18 protein-coding genes are annotated in these 18,242 nt (G+C 64.5%); 11 read left to right on the top strand and 7 right to left on the bottom strand.

Features of this window, described 5'->3' with window-relative positions:
- Window positions 1–119: 119 nt before the first annotated feature.
- The 3 genes from C795_RS0103630 to C795_RS0103620 form a co-directional block, all read right to left on the bottom strand.
- Window positions 120–656, bottom strand: a complete 537-nt coding sequence (locus C795_RS0103630; protein WP_017792399.1) for a TetR/AcrR family transcriptional regulator — start codon at window positions 654–656, stop codon at window positions 120–122.
- A gap of 66 nt (window positions 657–722) precedes the next feature.
- Complete coding sequence (locus tag C795_RS0103625; RefSeq protein ID WP_017792398.1) at window positions 723–1,388, bottom strand: potassium channel family protein; 666 nt, start codon at window positions 1,386–1,388, stop codon at window positions 723–725.
- A complete protein-coding gene (locus C795_RS0103620; protein WP_017792397.1) occupies window positions 1,381–2,754 on the bottom strand; it encodes a TrkH family potassium uptake protein in 1,374 nt (457 codons plus the stop codon). The genes C795_RS0103625 and C795_RS0103620 overlap by 8 nt, the downstream gene beginning before the upstream one ends.
- A gap of 215 nt (window positions 2,755–2,969) precedes the next feature.
- On the opposite strand from C795_RS0103620, the gene C795_RS0103615 reads away from it, so the two are divergent.
- The 5 genes from C795_RS0103615 to C795_RS0103600 all read left to right on the top strand — a co-directional run bounded on the left by C795_RS0103615 (window position 2,970) and on the right by C795_RS0103600 (window position 5,207).
- Window positions 2,970–3,449, top strand: coding sequence for an ArsR/SmtB family transcription factor (locus C795_RS0103615; RefSeq protein ID WP_017792396.1), 480 nt, complete (start codon window positions 2,970–2,972; stop codon window positions 3,447–3,449).
- Window positions 3,450–3,605: 156 nt separating this feature from the next.
- Window positions 3,606–3,704 (top strand): 30S ribosomal protein bS22, encoded by a 99-nt coding sequence (locus C795_RS16815; RefSeq protein ID WP_005504750.1) that lies wholly within the window; start codon window positions 3,606–3,608, stop codon window positions 3,702–3,704.
- Window positions 3,705–3,822: 118 nt separating this feature from the next.
- On the top strand, window positions 3,823–4,116 hold the full coding sequence (locus C795_RS0103610; RefSeq protein ID WP_017792395.1) for a glutaredoxin family protein: 294 nt from the start codon (window positions 3,823–3,825) through the stop codon (window positions 4,114–4,116).
- A gap of 75 nt (window positions 4,117–4,191) precedes the next feature.
- Entirely contained in the window at window positions 4,192–4,866 is a 675-nt protein-coding gene (locus C795_RS0103605) for a DUF998 domain-containing protein (RefSeq protein WP_026139424.1), read from the top strand.
- 38 nt (window positions 4,867–4,904) lie between these two features.
- Window positions 4,905–5,207 (top strand): Dabb family protein, encoded by a 303-nt coding sequence (locus C795_RS0103600; RefSeq protein WP_017792393.1) that lies wholly within the window; start codon window positions 4,905–4,907, stop codon window positions 5,205–5,207.
- Window positions 5,208–5,279: 72 nt separating this feature from the next.
- Here C795_RS0103600 and C795_RS15080 read toward each other — a convergent pair whose 3' ends face one another.
- Entirely contained in the window at window positions 5,280–6,620 is a 1,341-nt protein-coding gene (locus C795_RS15080) for a flavin-containing monooxygenase (RefSeq protein ID WP_017792392.1), read from the bottom strand.
- A 250-nt stretch (window positions 6,621–6,870) separates the two neighbouring features.
- Window positions 6,871–7,782 (bottom strand): LysR family transcriptional regulator, encoded by a 912-nt coding sequence (locus C795_RS0103590; RefSeq protein ID WP_017792391.1) that lies wholly within the window; start codon window positions 7,780–7,782, stop codon window positions 6,871–6,873.
- Window positions 7,783–7,917: 135 nt separating this feature from the next.
- Here C795_RS0103590 and C795_RS0103585 point away from each other — a divergent pair, with 135 nt between their 5' ends.
- The 6 genes from C795_RS0103585 to C795_RS0103560 all read left to right on the top strand — a co-directional run bounded on the left by C795_RS0103585 (window position 7,918) and on the right by C795_RS0103560 (window position 14,950).
- Window positions 7,918–8,346 carry a RidA family protein gene (locus C795_RS0103585; RefSeq protein WP_017792390.1) on the top strand — a complete coding sequence of 143 codons (429 nt, stop codon included), beginning with the start codon at window positions 7,918–7,920 and terminating at the stop codon, window positions 8,344–8,346.
- On the top strand, window positions 8,343–9,020 hold the full coding sequence (locus C795_RS0103580) for a DUF1028 domain-containing protein (protein WP_017792389.1): 678 nt from the start codon (window positions 8,343–8,345) through the stop codon (window positions 9,018–9,020). The genes C795_RS0103585 and C795_RS0103580 overlap by 4 nt, the downstream gene beginning before the upstream one ends.
- A complete protein-coding gene (locus C795_RS0103575; protein ID WP_033348987.1) occupies window positions 9,013–10,149 on the top strand; it encodes a M20 family metallopeptidase in 1,137 nt (378 codons plus the stop codon). Before C795_RS0103580 ends, C795_RS0103575 begins: the two co-directional genes overlap by 8 nt.
- A gap of 49 nt (window positions 10,150–10,198) precedes the next feature.
- A complete protein-coding gene (locus C795_RS0103570) occupies window positions 10,199–11,689 on the top strand; it encodes an aldehyde dehydrogenase family protein (protein WP_017792387.1) in 1,491 nt (496 codons plus the stop codon).
- 152 nt (window positions 11,690–11,841) lie between these two features.
- Window positions 11,842–13,278: an aspartate aminotransferase family protein gene (locus C795_RS0103565; protein WP_017792386.1), complete on the top strand. Its 1,437-nt coding sequence runs from the start codon at window positions 11,842–11,844 to the stop codon at window positions 13,276–13,278.
- A 271-nt stretch (window positions 13,279–13,549) separates the two neighbouring features.
- The gene (locus C795_RS0103560) at window positions 13,550–14,950 is read left to right on the top strand and encodes a purine-cytosine permease family protein (RefSeq protein WP_017792385.1); all 1,401 of its coding nucleotides are present in this window, start codon (window positions 13,550–13,552) and stop codon (window positions 14,948–14,950) included.
- A 109-nt stretch (window positions 14,951–15,059) separates the two neighbouring features.
- Here the strand turns inward: C795_RS0103560 and C795_RS0103555 are convergent, their stop codons facing one another.
- Window positions 15,060–15,767, bottom strand: a complete 708-nt coding sequence (locus tag C795_RS0103555; protein WP_026139422.1) for an SDR family oxidoreductase — start codon at window positions 15,765–15,767, stop codon at window positions 15,060–15,062.
- On the bottom strand, window positions 15,760–18,141 hold the full coding sequence (locus C795_RS0103550; RefSeq protein ID WP_017792383.1) for an FAD/NAD(P)-binding protein: 2,382 nt from the start codon (window positions 18,139–18,141) through the stop codon (window positions 15,760–15,762). The genes C795_RS0103555 and C795_RS0103550 overlap by 8 nt, the downstream gene beginning before the upstream one ends.
- Window positions 18,142–18,242 lie beyond the last annotated feature (101 nt).

Here is an 18,242-nt window from a genome sequence, read left to right as displayed (position 1 = left end):
CCACTGCGCCGGGATGGGGCAACAGCGCCCCGCAGGTAGCGCCAGCCTAAAACTATCCAAATGGATAGTCAAGCTGGCGTGCGAAAATATGGCGCCGGATCGCGGCCACCGCCGCAGCCCTAGTTGGCGGCCTGCGCCACGAGTGCGCGCACGCGGCGCAGCGCCGGGGCGGCGTCACCCGGGGCCACCAGCTGCTTGAACACGATGCCGTCGAGCGCGAACCAGATCAGGTCCGCGAGCTCGGGGTCATTGACGCCGAGCCTGCCCAGCTGGGCAATGATGGCGTCGTGATAGGCGTTGTAGTGCCGGGCCGCGAGCTCACCCAGTTCGGGGCGCCTGCGGGCCTCAAGCAGCAGCTCGTACTGAAACGACTGGATCTCGCCGTCGCTCTCGGCGAGGGACTCGATGCCCGCCGCGAAGTCGTCGAAGCTCGCGACGGCCTCGACCATGTTCGACCCCGCGAGGCTCTCGCCAATCGCAAACTCCATGGCCTCAGCGATGAGCTGGTCGCGGGTACCAAAGTGGTGGCGCACGAGCCCGTGCGAGACACCCGCTTCTGACGCGACCGCCCGATACGTGAGTGCCCGCAGTCCGCCGGCGGCCACCACGACGATTGTGGCGCGAAGAAGGGCCTGGCGCCCCGCAGCATCGTTCATGCCCCCGAGCGTAGCGTGCGGCGGCTCGGGAGACCCGCGCCGCCCGGGCCACCCGCGCAGCCTCAACTACCCGATGGTGGCGAAGCGCTCCACATCGGCGGCCGTGCCGCTTACGATGATCAGGTCGTGTGGCGACACCACTGTTTCCTGCGTGGCGTGCGTAAACGGCTGACCCGGCGTCTTCACTCCGACGACGGTGACGCGGTACCGCGTGCGCACGCCGCTGTCGGCGAGCGAGCGGCCCCGGATCGATCGCGGCGGGTACATCTTCGCGATCACGTAGTTGTCGTCGAACTGAATAAAGTCGAGCATGCTGCCGCTGAGCAGGTGGGCGACGCGCTCGCCGGCCTCGCGCTCGGGGTAGATGACGTGGTTCACGCCGATGCGCTCGAGGATCTTACCGTGCGAGGCAGAGATTGCCTTGGCCCAGATCTGGGGGATGCCGAGGTCGACGAGGTTGGCGGCAATGAGCACGCTCGCCTCGATCGAGGCGCCGGTGGCGACGACCGCGATCTGAAAGTCGGAGGCGCCGATCTGGCGCAGCGCGTCCATCGAACGGGCGTCGGCCTGCACCGCGTGGGTGACGCGATCGGCCCACTTCTGCACGAGGCCTTGGTCGGTGTCGACGACGAGGACCTCGCGGTCCTGGCGGTCGAGCTGCCCTGCCGTGGCGGCGCCGAAGCGCCCCAGGCCGATGACGAGTACCGGTGCATCACTGCGAATATCAACCAACGATCGGCCTTTCTTCGGGGAGACTGAAGAGTCGAGAACGGCTCGTCGCGGCGACGGCCGCGGCGAGAGTGACGGTGCCGACGCGGCCCGCCCACATGGTGGCGGCGAGCACATACTTGCCCGCGTCCGGCAGCTCGCCAGAGAGCCCGGTGGACAGCCCACAGGTGCCAAACGCCGAGATGACTTCGAACAGTACAATGTCGAGCGGTTTGCCCGTCATATGCAGCAGCGTGACGGTGGAGGCGAGCACGATCGTGGCTCCCCAAATGAGCACCGAGACCGAGACGCGCAGCACCTCGGTGGGGATCCGGCGGTCAAAGACCTGAATGTCCTTGTAGCCGCGAGCCTCAGCGTACGCCGCAAGAAACAGCACCGCGATCGTGGTGACCTTGATGCCGCCCGCGGTTGACGCCGAGCCGCCGCCCACGAACATGAGCATGTCCATGACGAGCATGGTCGAGCCATTCATGTCGAGCGGATCGATGATGCCGAGCCCGCCAGACCGGGTCATCACCGACATGTAGGCCGAGCTGAACAGAGTTTGCCCAAGGCCCTCGCTGCCCAAGGTGGCTGGGTTGTTCCATTCGAGCCCCGCGATCGCGAGCCAGCCAAAAATGACAAAGATCAGCGTCGTGGAGAGGGTGAGCTTGGTGTGCAGGCCCAGGCGCTTGTGCGACCGCCACCCGCTCCCCGTGACGTATCGATACAGCGCGAAAATGACGGGAAATCCGATCGCACCCAAGAACACGCCGATGCCCAGCACGCTGAGCATGTACACATCCTCGACGAAGGGCTCGAGCCCGCCTTTGAGGGGCACGAAGCCGGTGTTGGTGAACGCGGAGGCTGCGAGATAGAAGCCGTTCCAGAGGGCGTGCCAGAAGTCGTAGCCGGCGGCCATGAGGCGGGGCGTGATGAGCGCGGTCAGGGCGACCTCGATCACCACAAGGCTGGTGGCGACGGCCGCGAGCAGTCCGCCGATCTCGCCGAGCCCGACCGCCTGGCTTTCTGACACCCCACGTCCCATGCGCATGGGATTCGTGTCGCCCGCGGCGAGCAGTCGCTGCCGCAGTCCGAGGCGTCTCGTGACGGTAAGTCCCAGAATGCTGGCGAGCGTCAGTACGCCGATACCGCCGATCTGCAGGCCCGCGAGGATCACGATCTCGCCAAACAGTGACCAGTGCGTGGCCATGTCGATCGTGGACAGTCCCGTCACGCAGATCGCAGAGACGGCGGTGAACAGCGAGTCGGCAAGGTGCGTCATCTTGCCCGACGCGCTCGCGATCGGCAACGAGAGAAGCGCCGTCCACAGCAGGATCAGCGCGGTGAACACCAGTAGCGCGAATCGTGCGGGCGATGAATGAATCATGCCGCTGGCCCACGACGTTAGGGTGAGCTGGCCAGAACCCCGATGGGTCGGTTGGCGTGCCCTCACAGCAACTTCTTTCTGCGCACTCGCGCGAGACTCATCGTGGGCTCAACATGCTTGCACCCAGAAGCTTCATGCTACACAGGGCACGCGCGGGTGGGAAGTCGCCTGGCACGCTACGCGATAAGGCGGGGCGCGTCGACTACGCTGAAGGTATGCCAGACATTTTCGGAGTCATCGCCGATCAAACGCGGCGCGACATCCTGCAGGCGCTGCTCGAGCGGCACCGCACGGACGCCGAAATGAGCGTGTCCGAAATCGTTGCGCAACTTGAGATCAGTCAGCCCACCGTCTCCAAGCACCTGAAGGTGCTGCGCGAGGCAGAGCTCGTCACCGTGCGTGAAGACGGCCAGCATCGCCTCTACACGCTGAATGCCGAGCCCCTCGAAATGGTTGAGGACTTTGTGATTCCCTTCCTCACCGCGGGGTTCGACACCGAGGTGACGGTCGAATATCTGTCGGAGACGGGCGAGCGCGTCGAGGGTCCCGGGTCTGACGACTCCTTTCTCGATGTTGAAGGCGAAGAGGTGCTCCCCGAGGAGGCTGCCGCCGCAGCCGAGCGCATCGGACGCGCAGCCGCTCGTGCTGAGACCCGCGTGAAGGAACTCGTCGCACGCTTCAAGCTGCGTACCTGAACTCTCGCCGCGTGATCCGGATCGCGCAATCGCCCCGTTTTCTCAATAATTTGCGGCGAGTTCGCCCGTGAATTCGCGCTGGGCCGGGGCAGTCGGGTAGGATAAGTGTTTTGTGGGCCCCGAATCCGACGGCCCTTTAGACGTTGTGAGGTGACCGTGGGTTCAGTAATTAAGAAGCGCCGCAAGCGTATGTCCAAGAAGAAGCACCGCAAACTGCTTCGTAAGACGCGTCACCAGCGTCGCAACAAGAAGTAGTCGAGGCGCGTAACGCGCGATCGACGGTGGGCGTCGGGTCTTCGGACTCGGCGCCTTTTGCTTTCCCCGTACCGTCCCTGCTCTGGTGACGAACTCCGGGTCCGTAGAATTGAAGCTTGTGAGCACAGTAGAGATCACCCTGATTGGCAAGCCCGGCTGCCACCTGTGCGACGACGCTCGCGCGGTGGTCGAGGCGGTGCGTGCCGATTTGGCTGCGCGCGGTGTCGACACGACGCTCGTTGAGCTCAATATTCTCGAGGATGCGGCGCTCGCGCGAAAGCACTCGGAGAACATCCCGGTGGTGCTGATCGGCACCAAGCGTCACTCCATTTGGCGCGTGGACGCTGCGAAGCTGACGGCCGCGATCGAGCGCCAAGCTGCTGGTCCGCTCGGCATCTTTCGCCGCGGCTAGCCCCGCCGGTCGAGAAGGCCTAACGTGGGTTCGTTCGATGCCAGAATGGCTACGACTGTGTAATAGGGTCTGGGGGTGAATAAACTCCGGATCGCGGCATGGAGCTGGGTGCTCGCCGCCTTGATGCTTCCCGCCCAACTGCTGGTGGCCGCACAGTGGCCGCGACCCTATCGGTGGGGATCGCACCTCATCAGCGACCTCGGGTCCACGATGTGCGGGATCGCCGATGCGGGCGCCCGCGTCGAGCGCTACGTATGCTCGCCTTGGTTTGTCCTGGCCAATGCCGCCACCATTGTGAGCGGCTTGCTGCTCGCGCTGGGTGCGTTGCTGTTATGGTCATTCTGGCCCCGGCGGCGAAGCGGCAGGGCGGCCTCGGTGTTCCTCATGCTTGGTGGCCTCGGAGTCGTGGGCGTCGGCCTGGTCCCGTGGGACACCGACCCGGAGCTACACAATCTCTTGGCCCTTGTTCAAGCGCCACTGCAGTGGGTGGGCATGGCCTTTCTGGCATGTGCGACCTGGAATACGAGCGTGCCCAGACTGGTGCCGCGCGTCACCGTTGCCGCAGGCATCGTGTCAGTGGTGGGCTTTGCGCTCTTTCTGGGGGTGGTGGCGGGGGAAGCGCCGCTCGGACTTGGCCTCGGTGTGTCTGAGCGCATCGCTTTCGATACGCTTACGATCTGGAGTGTCATTGTGGGAGCGTCCTTGCTTGTCGCCAGCTATCGTCGAGACGCAGTTCCGACCGCCCGGTAGCGCGCTGCCACGCCACCCACTTACCTGAGAGGAACACCATGACCCTGCGCCATATTGTGAGCTGGAAGCTGAGCGGCGAGACCCGCGAGGCTCGCGATGCCCAGGCCGCCGAGATCGGCTCCGCTCTGACGCCGCTGGCAGAGCTCGTGCCGAGCGTGCGCGCGCTGTCGGTGCACCGCAACGAGCTGTTCGATGGTGACAACTGGGACCTCACGCTGATCGTTGACTTCGACGACGCGGCCGGCCTTGCCGAGTACGCTCCGCACCCCGAGCACGTCGCGGCGGGCGCCGTCGTGAAGCGCCACGCGGTGGGTCGGGTCGCAACGGACTTCACACTGTAGTTTTCTGATACCGGGCTTGTTCCGGATCGCGCTGCGCAAGAGGCGACCCCGCCTCTTGCGCAGCGCCGCTCACTACACGTGCGCGAGCTGCTCCGTGATGGTGGCAGCGGGGGCGACTGCCGGCTGCGCGAGCGCGTGCCGCTCGGACGGGAACCCGTCGCCCTCGTACTCGAGGTATCCGCGCTGAATCTGGATCTGGTCGGCGAGGTAGTTGGCATCATGCCAGACGCCCCAGATGAAACTCGAACCGCGGCGCGACTGCCACGGCAGACCGAGGAAGTAGATGCCGGCCTCGGAGGAAACACCGCGCTGCTGCTGCGGGCGGCCATTCTCGTCGAACGCGTCAACCTGCAGCCAGCTGTAATCGGTCTTAAACCCGGTGGCCCACACGATCGAGGTGATGCCCGCCTCGGCAAGGTCGACCTCGAGTACGGGGTCAGTGACGCAGGCAGGATCCGGTCCAAGCACATGTGCCTCGGGCTCGGCGGGTAGATCGAGACCGTTGCGTGCGATGAACTCGTCGGCCTCGCGCAGGGTCGACAGATAGTTCTCGTCGCCGCGATGGATATTGGCGGCGAGGTCAGTGCCGAATTTGACGGAGCCGTTCTCAAACCCGTTTGCGCGACCCACGAGCGTGATGCCGTTCGCCGCGAGGTCGCGGAAGTCGATGGTGCGGCCGCCATCGGCACCGCTCACCGCGATGGTGACGTGCTCGGCACCCTGCGGGGGAGCCGCGGCCTCCCACTTGCCGAGCACCCCGAGCCACCAGACGAAGCCGCGGCCACGGTAGCGCTGCGGCGGGCGGTCGTGCGGGCCGACCGCGAGATGCACCGCGCGACCCGAATTGCGCAGCTCATTCGCGATCTGCACGCCCGAGGAGCCCGCGCCCACCACGAGCACGCCACCCTCGGGCAGCTGGCCGGGGTTACGGTACTGACTCGAATGAATCTGCTCTACGCCGGATTCTGCCGGCACGATCGGGGGGATCGAGGGGTTCTGAAACGCACCCGTTGCCGCCACGACATAGCGCGCCTGAATCTTGCCTACGGAGGTTTCGGCAATGAAGCCAGGGCCGCCCTCGTTCTTGCGCACTGTGGTAACTTCCACGCCGCACCGGATCGGAGCATTCATCTTGGCGGCGTAGGCCTCAAAATAGTCGGCGACTTGGTCCTTGGTTGCAAAATCGTCGGGGTCGACGCCCTCGAAGGCGAGACCAGGAAAACGGTCATGCCAGGCGGGGCCATTGGCGACAAGAGAGTCCCAACGCTCGGTACGCCAGCGCTCAGCGATGCGGCTGCGCTCGAGCACGATGTGGGGGATCCCGCGGGTGGTCAGGTGCTCACTCATGGCCACGCCGGCCTGGCCAGCGCCCACTACGAGGACTTCGGTGACCTCGATCTCTTGGGTCGACATGCTTCGTACTCCGCTCGAAATAGCTTGTTCAGCCCGTGGGGCCGCGCAAACTTCGCCGTTTGCTGGTGCGACCCGCTCTGGGTGCGACTGGTGCGGTCACCCCGGGTATTCACAAGCAAACAGGAGCGGGGGGCAGGTTGGCCAATACACGTTCGCGGTCCACTGAATCGAATTCAGAGATGCCTTGACCTGCCGCAATCGAAAATTCACATGACAACAGGCGAGGGGAATCTGGGTGCACTGGACGGTGCTATCTCCCTGCCATAATCTCGCGCACAGCCTCTGCGACGGCCGCGGCCCTCGCGGATCGCTCCATCTGTGCAAGGGACGAAACTGATACCCCGAGGCTGGGCACTTGATCGCTGATCTCGACTACGACAGTGCGGTTGCCCGAGTAGGTTTCACTGATCAGTGGCCGCTGATTCAGGATCGAGAACCCAAGTCCGGTTGCGACAAGGGATCGCACGGTCTCATAGCTCGACGTGCGGAATTTGATGTTGGGCGTGAGTCCCTGCTGGCGCAGCATGCCCAGAAAGTAGTCGTTGCTGTCGGGGAGATCGAGCAGGACGAACGGCTCGTCAGCGAGCTCGGTGAGCGCGATTTCCTTGCGCGAGGCCAGCGCGTGCTCGGCGTGCAATACGACGTGGGGGCGCACATGGCCGAGAACTTGGTGGTTGATGCCCTCTGCATTGGTGAGGTTGTACATCAGTGCGACTTCTGCACGCCCGCCTCGCAGCGCGGCGATACATTCCTCATAGTCACCCTCGAGAATGTCGACGGTGAGGTCGGGATGCTTCTGCTGCAGCAGACCCAGCAGTTGCGGTTGCATGAACGGGGCGAGAGTGTTGAAGCACGCTATCGTGATGGTGCCGCGCACCTGGTCTTGATCAGCCCGAATGTCTTCAATCGCGTCGGTGAGTAGACCAAAGATGCGCTGCGAATCGCGCAGCAGGCTCTCGCCCGCCTTGGTCAAAATAAGGCCCTTTGAGTGTTGCCTGATGAATAGTGCGGCACCGAGCGCTTTCTCCAGATGAGAGATCGCGGTTGAGATCGCGGACTGGGCCACGTGCAGTTCTTGGCTTGCCGCGGTCATGTTGAGCGTTTTCGCGCACTCGGCGAAGTAGTTCAGCTGCGTGAGGGTGATGGAGAAGCGTTGCGCCATTGCGTTGCGTCCTTCCGGTCAATCTGATTTGCTGATTGCCTGTTTAGGTTTTGACTATTTTACAGATACATCTTTACCCCGAACAATAGTCCTGAAGCGCAATTTGCGCACCGCCCACTCAATGAGGAGGACCCCGTGGCCGAGCCGACGCATCTGCGGTTGAGGAAGTTCAACACCAAAGTGACGTACCCCGAGCAGAATCTCGACAACGACCTCTGCCAGGCAGTAGTTGCGAACGGCGTCGTGTATCTGCGGGGTCAGATCGGGCAGGATCTCGACACCCGCGAATCGGTGGGTATTGGGGATGTCACGGCACAGACCGAGAAGGCAATGGCCAACATCAAGCTGCTGCTCGACGAGGCAGGCAGTCGCCTCGAAGACATCGTGAAGGTCACGATCTACATCATCGACCCGCGATACCGCGAAGATGTCTATCGGGTCGTTGGCAAGTGGCTCAAGGGCGTCTACCCCGTGTCGACCGGCATCGTGGTGCAGGCACTCGCCCGCCCGGAGTGGCTTGTCGAAATCGACGCGACCGCCGTGATCAGCGAGGTGTCGGCGTGACTTTCTCGCTGATCCTGCGCGATCCCGAGACTGGCGAGTTCGGATCGGCAATCTCTTCCTCCTCGCCCGCGGTGGCTGCCCGCTGCGTCAACCTCGCCGACGGCGTCGGCGGTGCCCACTCGCAAAATGTGACAGACCCGCGGCTTGGCCCGGCGCTGATCGAGCAGCTTCGATCCGGATCAAGTGCCGCCGAGGCGGTTACGGCGGTGGTCAGCTCTGCCGATCCGGAGACAATCGACTACCGTCAGCTGCTCGTGCTCGATGCCGACGGACGCACCGCCGTTCATTCCGGTGGTCGCGCGCTCGGCATCTTTGGCTCGGCCGAACGTGAGAACGCTGTCGCCGCTGGCAACATGCTCGCGAGCCTCGACGTGCTCGACGCGCTCGTCGACACGGCGCTGTCGGCTCCAGGCAGGATCGAAGAGCGCCTCTTCGCAGCGCTGCAGGCTGCCATCGCGGCTGGCGGAGAGGAGGGGCCCGTGCACTCCGCGGGAATCTCAGTCGTGAGCAATGCGGGCTGGCGGGTCACCGACCTGCGCGTCGACTGGTCGGAGACACCCATCGAAGACCTGGGTCGCACGCTCGCTGAGTGGCTGCCGCAGCGAGATGATTACACAAACCGTGGCCTGAACCCCGTCGCGGCGCCATCGTACGGAGTACCGGGCGATGAATAGCGATCTGAAGGAACGGGTGCGGGAGCGATGCGCCGCTGTCGACGCCGAGCTCGTCTCGCTGTCGAATCGTTTGCACGCCGACCCCGAACTGGGCTGGCAGGAGCACCGCTCGTCGGCAGCCGTAGCGGCGGTGCTCGCCGCCCACGGCTTCGAGATCGAGCAGCCGTACCTTGGGCTCGAGACGGCGTTTCGGGCGATGCTCGGATCCGGCCCCTTCACCGTCGGATTTATGGCCGAGTATGACGCGCTGCCCGGACTCGGTCACGCGTGCGGCCACAATCTGATTTCTGCGATGTCGGTGGGCGGCGCGATCGCTCTCTCAGAGGTGGCGAGCGTCGCTGGACTGACGATCGAGGTCATCGGTACTCCGGCCGAAGAAGGCGGGGGCGGCAAGATTGAGCTGCTCGAGCGCGGTGCATTCGGAAACCTCGATTTCGCTCTCATGGCCCATCCCGCACCGGTCGACGTCGCCGAGGCGCGGCCGTTCGCCGTTGCGCACTGGCACGTCCAGTACGACGGAAAGGCGGCCCACGCGGCGGCTTATCCCGAGCGCGGCGTGAACGCCAACGATGCGTTCTTGATCGCGCAACTCAGCATTTCTCTGCTGCGGCAGCAACTACCCGACGGCGTGCGGGTGCACGGCGTGCAGACGCGAGGCGGAGAGGCACCCAACGCGATCCCCGAGCGTACCGAGGGGCGCTGGTACGTGCGCGCCGACTCGACGGAACAGTTGCTCGACCTCGAAGAGCGCGTGCTGAAGTGCTTCGAAGCCGGCGCGCTCGCGACGGGCGCGACGCTCACGGTAACTCCCGAGAGCGCGCGCTACTCGGAGATGCGCACCGACGAGGAGGCGCTTGATCTCTACCGCGCCAACGCGGTGTCCCTGGGGCGCGACTTTGACGTCGCGCCCGAGGCCGCCACCATGAACCGCGCCTCGACCGATATGGGCAACGTGTCCCAGGTCGTCAACGCGATCCACCCCTACATCGGGGTGGGTGGCACCGCCAGCAACCACCAGCTGGAGTTCGCGGCCGCCTGCGTCGGCGAAACCGCCGAGCAGACGCTGCGCGAGGGGGCACTCGCGCTTGCCTGGACGGCCCTCGACGTCGCGCTTGCGCGCACCCGGTAGTCCATCAATCTCCCCGACTTTACTTTTCTCAATACGAAAGAGGACCCCCATGTCTCGCAGCTTTGCACAGTGGAAGTCTGCCGCCGAAGCACTCGAGTTTGACGGCCGCCCCGTCATTAACGGAGTGCGCGTTGAGGCTCGCACGGGCAAGACCATTGCCAAAACGAACCCGGCCACGGGCACCGAGATCTCACAGATTCACGAGTGCGGGCAGGAGGACGTTGACGCGGCGGTCGCTGCGGCCCGTGCCGCCTACGAATCGGGGGAGTGGTCGCGCGCTGGCGCTGGGTTCCGCCGCGAGCGACTGCTCGAACTGGCGCGCCTCATCGAGGAGCGTGCTGACGAGTTCGCGCTCTACGACTCCATCGACATGGGCAAGCCCGTGCGCGAATCGTCAACAATTGATGCGCCCGGATCTGCCGCACTGTACCGTTTCTACGGCGAGGCGATCGAGAAGACGGAGGATCTGATTCCCCAGACCCCTCCCGGATCGACTGCTCTGGTCACGCGCGAGGCCCTGGGGGTGATTGGCGTCATCGTCGCCTGGAACTACCCGCTCGAGATCGCGACGTGGAAGCTTGCCCCCGCGCTCGCTGCCGGTAACGCGGTGGTAGTGAAGCCCCCCGTCGAGGCCTCACACTCGACGCTACTGCTCGCGGAGTTGGCGGTGCAGGCGGGAATTCCCGCGGGTATCGTCAACGTCGTGACGGGGCGCGGCTCCGTCGTGGGCAAGGCACTCGCCCTGCACGAGGACGTCGACATGCTCGCATTCACTGGATCAACCGAGGTTGCGAAGCAGCTGCAGCAGTATGCGGGCCAGTCGAACATGAAGCGTCTCGCGCTCGAGGCCGGTGGCAAGAGCTCCAATCTCGTCTTTGCCGACTGCGACGACCTGGAGCTCGCCGCAGCGAAGGCCGCGTTTGGTAGTTTCTACAACCAGGGCGAGGTCTGTTCGGCCAACTCACGCATCTTCGTCGAGCGCTCAGTGTACGAGGAGTTCTTGGCCCACTACGTTGAGGCTGCCAAAGCATACGCGCCCGGCGACCCGCTCGATCCGGCATCGGGCATCGGATCGCTGGTGTCAGAAGCGCACGCAGATACGGTGTGGGCGACGATTGAGAATGCGCGCCGCGATGGCACGATCGTGGCCGGTGGCGCGCGGCCCGAGATCAACGGCTCACGCGCGTTCATCGAACCGACGATCGTGACCGACGTCGCGGCGGATCACGAGGTGCACACCCGAGAAATTTTTGGCCCCGTCGCAGTCGTTACCCCCTTCGATACTGAGGAAGAAGCGATTGCGAAGGCAAACGAGACGCCGTTCGGTCTTGCGGCCTCACTGTGGACCGGAAGCCTTTCGCGTGCACACCGGGTCTCGCAGCGCCTCGTCGCTGGCACGGTGTCAGTGAACACGGTGGACGCACTCGGGTTCACGACCCCGTTTGGCGGTTTCAAGCAGTCGGGGTTTGGGCGTGACCTCTCGGTGCACGCGCTCGAGAACTACACGGATTACAAGACCACGTGGATGCAGTGGGGCTAGCGCTTTCGCCCGCGGCGTATGTCGTGGGAAGTGCATCAGTAAAACAGATGCAGCAATAATATAAAAACTATTTTACCGATCAAACGGTTGCTGTCACGATGAGTAGTGACGACACACGTTCAGTCAGAGACGACTGAGAGGAAACCAGAAAAATGACTCTGCAGCAAGAATCAATCGAACTCGACGAGGCAGCAGTGGAAGCCCCGAGTGGGCTCTCCGAGATCGCCAAGCGCCACCTGGTGATGAACTTCACCCCCGCGAGCAAGTACCGCGAAGACGATCTGCCCGTATTCGTGCGAGGCGAGCACTGCTCGGTCTTCGACGAGAGTGGCCGTCGCTTCTTCGATGGGCTCGCAGGTCTATTCTGTGTGCAGCTTGGTTACACCCACGGTGCCGAGGTTGGCGATGCAGTGCGTGACCAACTCGCGGCACTGCCCTTCCAGACGACTTGGAGCGTGACGCACCCGCCCGCAGCCCTGCTCGCGCAGAAGCTCGCTGAGCTCGCCCCCGGCGACCTCAACCGCGTCTTTTTTGCCTCGGGCGGTGGTGAGTCAAATGAGTCCGCAATCAAGCTCGCCCGTCAGTACCACATCACGCGCGGTGACCACGCTCGCTACAAGTTCATTGGTCGCCGTGTGGCGTACCACGGCACCAGCTTCGGTGCGATGTCACTCAACGGCATGACTGACGTGCGCAAGATGTTTGAACCGCTCATGAACGGTGTGCGCCACACCCACAACACCAAGCGCTACCGTCGCCCCGAGGGCGAGACGGCCCAGGAGTTTACCGATTTTCTGCTCGGGGAGCTTGAATCGCTCATCGTGCAGGAGGGCGCAGACACGGTCGCGGCCCTCATCATGGAGCCGTTGCAGAACGCCGGCGGCAGCCTGAAGCCACCCACACCCGAATACTTCCAGGGCGTGCGTGCGCTGTGTGACAAGTACGGCATTCTGCTGATTGCCGACGAAGTCATCACTGGCTTCGGCCGCCTCGGCAGCTGGTTCGGCTCGAAGCACTACGGTTTCCAACCCGACATGATCACCTTCGCGAAGGGCGTTGCATCGGCCTACATGCCGCTCGGCGGCGTCATCGCGAGCGACCGGGTCATCGAAACCGTGCTTGATGGCCCCGTGGGCATGTTCAACCACGCGCTCACCTACGGTGGCCACCCGGTGGCCTGTGCCGCAGCACTCAAGAACCTCGAGATCATGGAGCGAGAGGGCGTCGTCGAGAACGTTGCCGCTCTGAGCCCGTACCTCGAGAGGAAGCTCACTGAGGTTGCCACAAAGCACGTCAAGATTGTGGGAGACATGCGCGGTGATGGCTTCCACCGCACCTTCGAGCTCGTGACCGACAAAACCACAAAGCGCTGGGAGGCAGAGCCACTCAACGCTGGCGACTTTGTGGGCAAGTATCTCAACCCGGCACTCGCCGAGGTGGGGCTTCTCTGCCGCGTCGCCATCGATGCAGAGGGGAACCCGCTCGTGCAGGTTTCGCCCCCGCTCGTCATGACGCGCGACGACATCGATGAGATGGCGGGCCTGCTCGACAGTGCCTTCGGCCTCGCGACCGAGCGCTCTGGGCTCTAGCACGGCTCACCGAAGAGCGGCATCTTGGCGACACCGTCAAGATGCCGCTCTTTGTATTGCCCGCATCAGCATGTGGGGGGACAGTTCGCCGGCCAAGGCCGAAGCATCAACATAAGAGTTGCACGCAAGCGTTTACATCGTTTTTGGTGATGGCTGGCATCAGAAACAACTGTTCGCTTTCGGCTCCAAATTCGCATTATCTAGTAGTGATCTTGAAGAGGGCCAGCTCCCGTGCTGCAGCCCAGGCAATGACGCCGACAAGGAGAAACCCATGACACACCACGAGCCACCGACGGTCACGAAGTCATTCGTGCGCTTCGAACAGCAACACATCTTGCCCATTCCTGAGTCCGAGCGGACCGGTACGAGCCGGTCGGTGTTCTCGATCTGGATGAGCCTCAATATGATGCCCTTGGCCGTCGTTACCGGCGCTATCGCTAGCGGCGCTTACGGGCTGCCGGTGATCTGGAGCATCGTCGCGATCGTCACGGGCAACGTGATCGGTGCGTTTGGTGCCGCCCTGCATGCCTCGCAGGGGCCGCACCTCGGCATTCCGCAAATGCTGCAGGCTCGGGCGCAGTTTGGCTATCTCGGTGCGAGCATCTTCGCACTGATCGCGTTCATCATGTTCATGGGATTCTTTGCTGGAATCCTGATCGTGGCGAAGGATGCGGTCATCGCAGTCTTCCCCGAGTTCAACGGCACCGTCGCCATCCTCGTGTTCGCCGCGATCGGAATCGTGCTGTGCGTCTTTGGCTACGATCTGCTGCGCAAGACAATGGCCTGGCTGTCGGTCATTATCGGTGTTGCCGTTGCGCTCTCGATGATCCTCTTCGCGGGTGTCCCTGAAGTTGCGGTGGCAAGTGCCGAGGCTTCATTCAACGCAGAGGGATTCTTCTCGATGCTGGCAATCGGTGTCGTGTGGCAGCTCGCCTACGCACCCTACGTTTCGGACTACACGCGCTACCTGCCGAAGAAGACCGGCCCTAAGACAGCGTTCTGGAGCACCTACCTCGGCCTCGTGATTAGTTCGGTCTTCGTGATGAGCCTCGGCGTGCTGCTGGGCGCGGTCAATCCCGACAACCCGCTGGCGGCTCTGGGTGAATTCCTCGGCCCGATCGGCCTCGTTGTGCTCATCATCTTCGCGGTGAGCTCGGCGCTCATCAACGGTGTTGAGCTGTACTCGGCCGTGATGAACGCACTGACCGTGATGCAATCGAACTTCAAGGTCGTCATCAGCTCGCGAGTGCGGGTCGTCACGACAATCGTCTCGGGTGGAGTCGCGACTCTGATCGCGCTGCTGGGGCAGGGCGACTTCATGGCGATGTTTGACCAGTTCCTCACGCTACTGCTGTACGTGCTCATTCCCTGGTCGGCGATTAACCTGGTCGACTACTTCATCATTCGCAAGGGTGAGTACAAGGTCGGCGATCTCTTCGACGAGACGGGTGGCAGCTACGGCCGTTGGAACGCCGTCGGCCTCTGGAGCTACGGTCTCGGCCTGCTGGCGCAGGTGCCTTTCATGATCACTCCGCTCTACACGGGCCCCATGGCCGGGCCACTGCAGGGCATCGACATCGCCTGGATGGTGGGCTTCATCGCCACCGGCGCCATCTTCCTCATCCTGCATCGCACGATGGCGAAGAATAAGGTGCTTGAGCCGATCGTCTAGCCCGGGCAGGCCAGCCGGCCTTGCTGCCCCAATCTAGTTGTGCGAAATTGTGGTTTCTCTGTCCGAGAACCACAATTTCGCACAATTGTTTTTACGCCAACTGCAACCCCTATATCCGCGCAATCTCGCGCCGCGGGCGCACCGCCACGTCGGTGATCTGCACGTCGGCGGGGGCATCCACCACGTAACGCACCGCCTGCGCGACCGACGACGGCTGAATGTAGAGCTCGGGACGATAGCCCGAATCGCCCACCATACCTCGGAGCATTGCGGTGTCGGTTTGGCCCGGAGCCACCGTCGCGACGCGCACGAAGTGCGGCTCCTCGTCGATGCGCAGCACGTCGGCGACCGCCTGCAGTGCGTGCTTGCTCGCCGCGTAGATCGCGCTGCCGGGCACGGGACGCGTGCTCGCCCCGGATCCAATGAACACGATCGTGCCACGCGAAGCGCGCACGAGCGGCAGGGCCTGCTTCGTGAGCATCGCCGGAGCAGTCACATTGACCGCAAAGGACCGCTCCCAGTCGCCCACCATCGCCTCGTGGACGGAGCGGTTGCCGCCAATCGCCGCCGCGTGTACCACTGCGTCGAGGCGATCGAGCGCCGCTATGCGAGCCGCAACGGCCTCATAATCGGTGAGCTCAAGTTGCCACCCCTCGGCGCCCGACCCCGCATCCACCACCGCTGCGGCGAGCCGTTCGGCGTCGCGCCCCACCAAGATCACACGGTGCGTGCGGCCAAGGTCGCGGGCAATCTCGCGGCCCATGCCGCTTGACGCTCCAGTTACGAGAGCGACCGGTTGGTCTGACTTGTTAGGCACGGGTGGCTCCTTCTTTCTCGGCTGCCAGGGGCAGAACGGGGTTGGGGTGTGAGGTGAGGGCGATCCGGATCGCGCTTCGCGCCACCCGATCAGTCTCTCGCAGCATCGGGGGATCCGTGCCTGGCATCGGGCTAATCACGGTGTCGTGCAGGGTTTGGTCTGCGGGGATTCCCGCGACGTGCACGGCCGGGTCGAGCGTGCCGTCGGCCCGCACCAGTCGACCGCTGGCCGGGTCGATGTCGAAGCCGCCCGTGGCGACCGTGCCCGGGCGGTGTGCGCCGGGTTCGCCGGGCGAGCTTGGGACAGTGCGGGCGGCGACGCGAAATGAACGGGCGCGACCGGTGCCGAGCAGCGCCAACGAAAGCGGATCTGCGGTCGCATCGAGGGAGTGAAAGTGCATCCAGGCGTCGACGAGTGCGGGGGCCTCGACGCGGGATCCGGCGACGCGCGGCGACTCGGCGACGAAGCGTGGGGATGCGCTCGCGGTTGTCGCGAGATAAGTCTCGGCCACAACGCTGACCTGTGCCGCGGGCCCCACGAACCGCACGAGCCCCGCCTCGGCAAGCGCGAGCAGCTGGCGGTTGCGAAATGCGGGCGGACCCGAGCCCACCATGCCGCCAACGTCGAACAGTAGCCCGAAACCCGAAGCTCGCGACTCGGCATCGAATCCGCCGAGTGTGCCGATGCGGCTCGCGACCCCGCGCGCCGCGCTGACCGACCACAGCCCCGCTTTCACAGGGCTGTCGAGGCCTCGCTCGGCCTCGTGCAGGTCGGCCGCGACGCGCTCGCGCACCCACGCATCGAACGCGGCTGGCGATGCAAATTGTGCCTGTGCCGGATCAAGTTCGCCGGCCAGATCGAAGCGATCCGCGGGGTCTGCGATGAAGGGTGCGACGGTCGTCGAAATGCGGTCGACGGTGTGGAGGAGATCCGCGTGAGCGGTGTCCGCTCCAGCGGAGCGCTCCAGTTCGTCGATCGCCTGGGCAAGTGCCGCTTCGAGTTGGGCGAACACGGGAGCCTCGTGCGTCGCCTGCGATGCTTGCGGCGCTGTGGGCTGCGCCACGACGGATCCCGGGCGCACACGCGCAAGCGTGAGAGCGTGATCGAGAAACGCATCGCCAACGATGCGTGGCCATAGACGGCGGTCGAAGTTGATGGGGCGGGGTTCGTGGGCCCAGTCGACCGCGCGCAGGAATCGCTGAGCGGGCCTCGGGGGCAGCCCGCCGTACAGCGACTTCGAGCGAAACGGCACGCCTCGGCGAGAGGTTGCGAAGACGACGGGCTCCGCGCCAGTCGCCACATACCGCAGCCCGCCGGGGGCCTCCGCGTCAGTCTCGAAGCGTCCGCCGCGGCCGAGCGTGAGCAGTGACAGCGTGTCAAAGAAGCTCATGCCGAGGCCGCGCATGACGACGGCCTGGCCTGCCTCAATCTCCGAGAGATCCTGCTCGATGGGGCTCGCGGGCCGCACCCAGGTCGCGGCTGGTGCGCCGCTCGGTCGGCGACGGGTAGCAGCGACCTGACTGGTGAGTGCCCGCTCGGCGGCGGAATCGGTGGTCGGGAGCCATCCCGTCGCCAGTACGACCGCGTCGGCTGTGACCGCCGAGCCATCGTCGAGCGTGATGTGGTCCCGTTCGACGGCCTGCGGCGTCCCATCCCCGGCGGGGTTGGCGGTGTCGGCGGAGCGAGCCGAGATGCGCGTCACCCGCTCAATGCCTACGGCCCGCGCGCGGTGTCGGGTCACCCGCACCCAGTCGGGCAGCAGCGACACCGCCCGATCGAAGCACCAGGCGAGGTATTCGCCGTAGAACGCGCGGCTCGGGTGAGACTCGGGGCGCAGCTGCGCGAGCTCGTCTCGGTAGTCGGCCGCGAGCCCCGCGCGCACGGGATGCGCTGCGAAAGCGGCCGAGTGTGCCGTGGGAATGTCACTCGGTTCACGGCCAGACCCAGAATGTGCGGGGAAGATTCCGCTTATGGGGCGGTCTAAAGCGGATTCATCCCCGCACATTTTGGGGGCCGGGTTGTCGGCTCCGGCAGATCCGGCGGCGGAGCGCACCAGCACGCCCCATTCGTACAGTGTGGGGCCCTCGCACACGGGGCCCGCGATCGAGGCGCCGGGCTCGGTGAACAGCGTGACGGCGTGGGCGAGCGTGTTCATGCAGAGGTCGCGGGGTTGATCGGTGCGCCAGATGCGGCCGGCCCCCGAGGGGGCGTCATCAATGACATGCACGTCGAGGGTGACGGTTGCGGTGGCGTGCGGATCCGGCGCGTGATCAGCGGAAAGGTTCGCCCCGAGGCGCTCGAGCAGCGAGGTGCCGCGGGGGCCCGCCCCGACGACGGCGATCGACGGGCTGGGCGATACATGTTGTTCGTTCATGGCGTTGTGTTACACCGTCGCTTTCATTGTTGTTATGCCAGCCATAACAATAGCTTCAATGCGTGGCGCAAATCGAGCGCCGCCGTCACAGAACGGAACAC

Source organism: Leucobacter salsicius M1-8 (genome assembly GCF_000350525.1).
In the GTDB taxonomy this organism is placed as follows: Bacteria; Actinomycetota; Actinomycetes; order Actinomycetales; family Microbacteriaceae; genus Leucobacter; species Leucobacter salsicius.
Note: the sequence above shows the minus strand (reverse complement) of the source record. Positions and strands in the feature narration are given on the sequence as shown.

Bases quoted from the DNA above. Each gene is read 5' to 3' on its own strand.
- C795_RS0103570 (WP_017792387.1), top strand. From the start codon at position 10,199: ATGTCTCGCAGCTTTGCACAGTGGAAGTCTGCCGCCGAAGCACTCGAG.
- C795_RS0103590 (WP_017792391.1), bottom strand. From the start codon at position 7,782: ATGGCGCAACGCTTCTCCATCACCCTCACGCAGCTGAACTACTTCGCC.
- C795_RS0103565 (WP_017792386.1), top strand. From the start codon at position 11,842: ATGACTCTGCAGCAAGAATCAATCGAACTCGACGAGGCAGCAGTGGAA.
- C795_RS0103630 (WP_017792399.1), bottom strand. From the start codon at position 656: ATGAACGATGCTGCGGGGCGCCAGGCCCTTCTTCGCGCCACAATCGTC.
- C795_RS0103560 (WP_017792385.1), top strand. From the start codon at position 13,550: ATGACACACCACGAGCCACCGACGGTCACGAAGTCATTCGTGCGCTTC.
- C795_RS0103575 (WP_033348987.1), top strand. From the start codon at position 9,013: ATGAATAGCGATCTGAAGGAACGGGTGCGGGAGCGATGCGCCGCTGTC.
- C795_RS0103600 (WP_017792393.1), top strand. From the start codon at position 4,905: ATGACCCTGCGCCATATTGTGAGCTGGAAGCTGAGCGGCGAGACCCGC.
- C795_RS0103550 (WP_017792383.1), bottom strand. From the start codon at position 18,141: ATGAACGAACAACATGTATCGCCCAGCCCGTCGATCGCCGTCGTCGGG.
- C795_RS15080 (WP_017792392.1), bottom strand. From the start codon at position 6,620: ATGTCGACCCAAGAGATCGAGGTCACCGAAGTCCTCGTAGTGGGCGCT.
- C795_RS0103620 (WP_017792397.1), bottom strand. From the start codon at position 2,754: ATGATTCATTCATCGCCCGCACGATTCGCGCTACTGGTGTTCACCGCG.
- C795_RS0103615 (WP_017792396.1), top strand. From the start codon at position 2,970: ATGCCAGACATTTTCGGAGTCATCGCCGATCAAACGCGGCGCGACATC.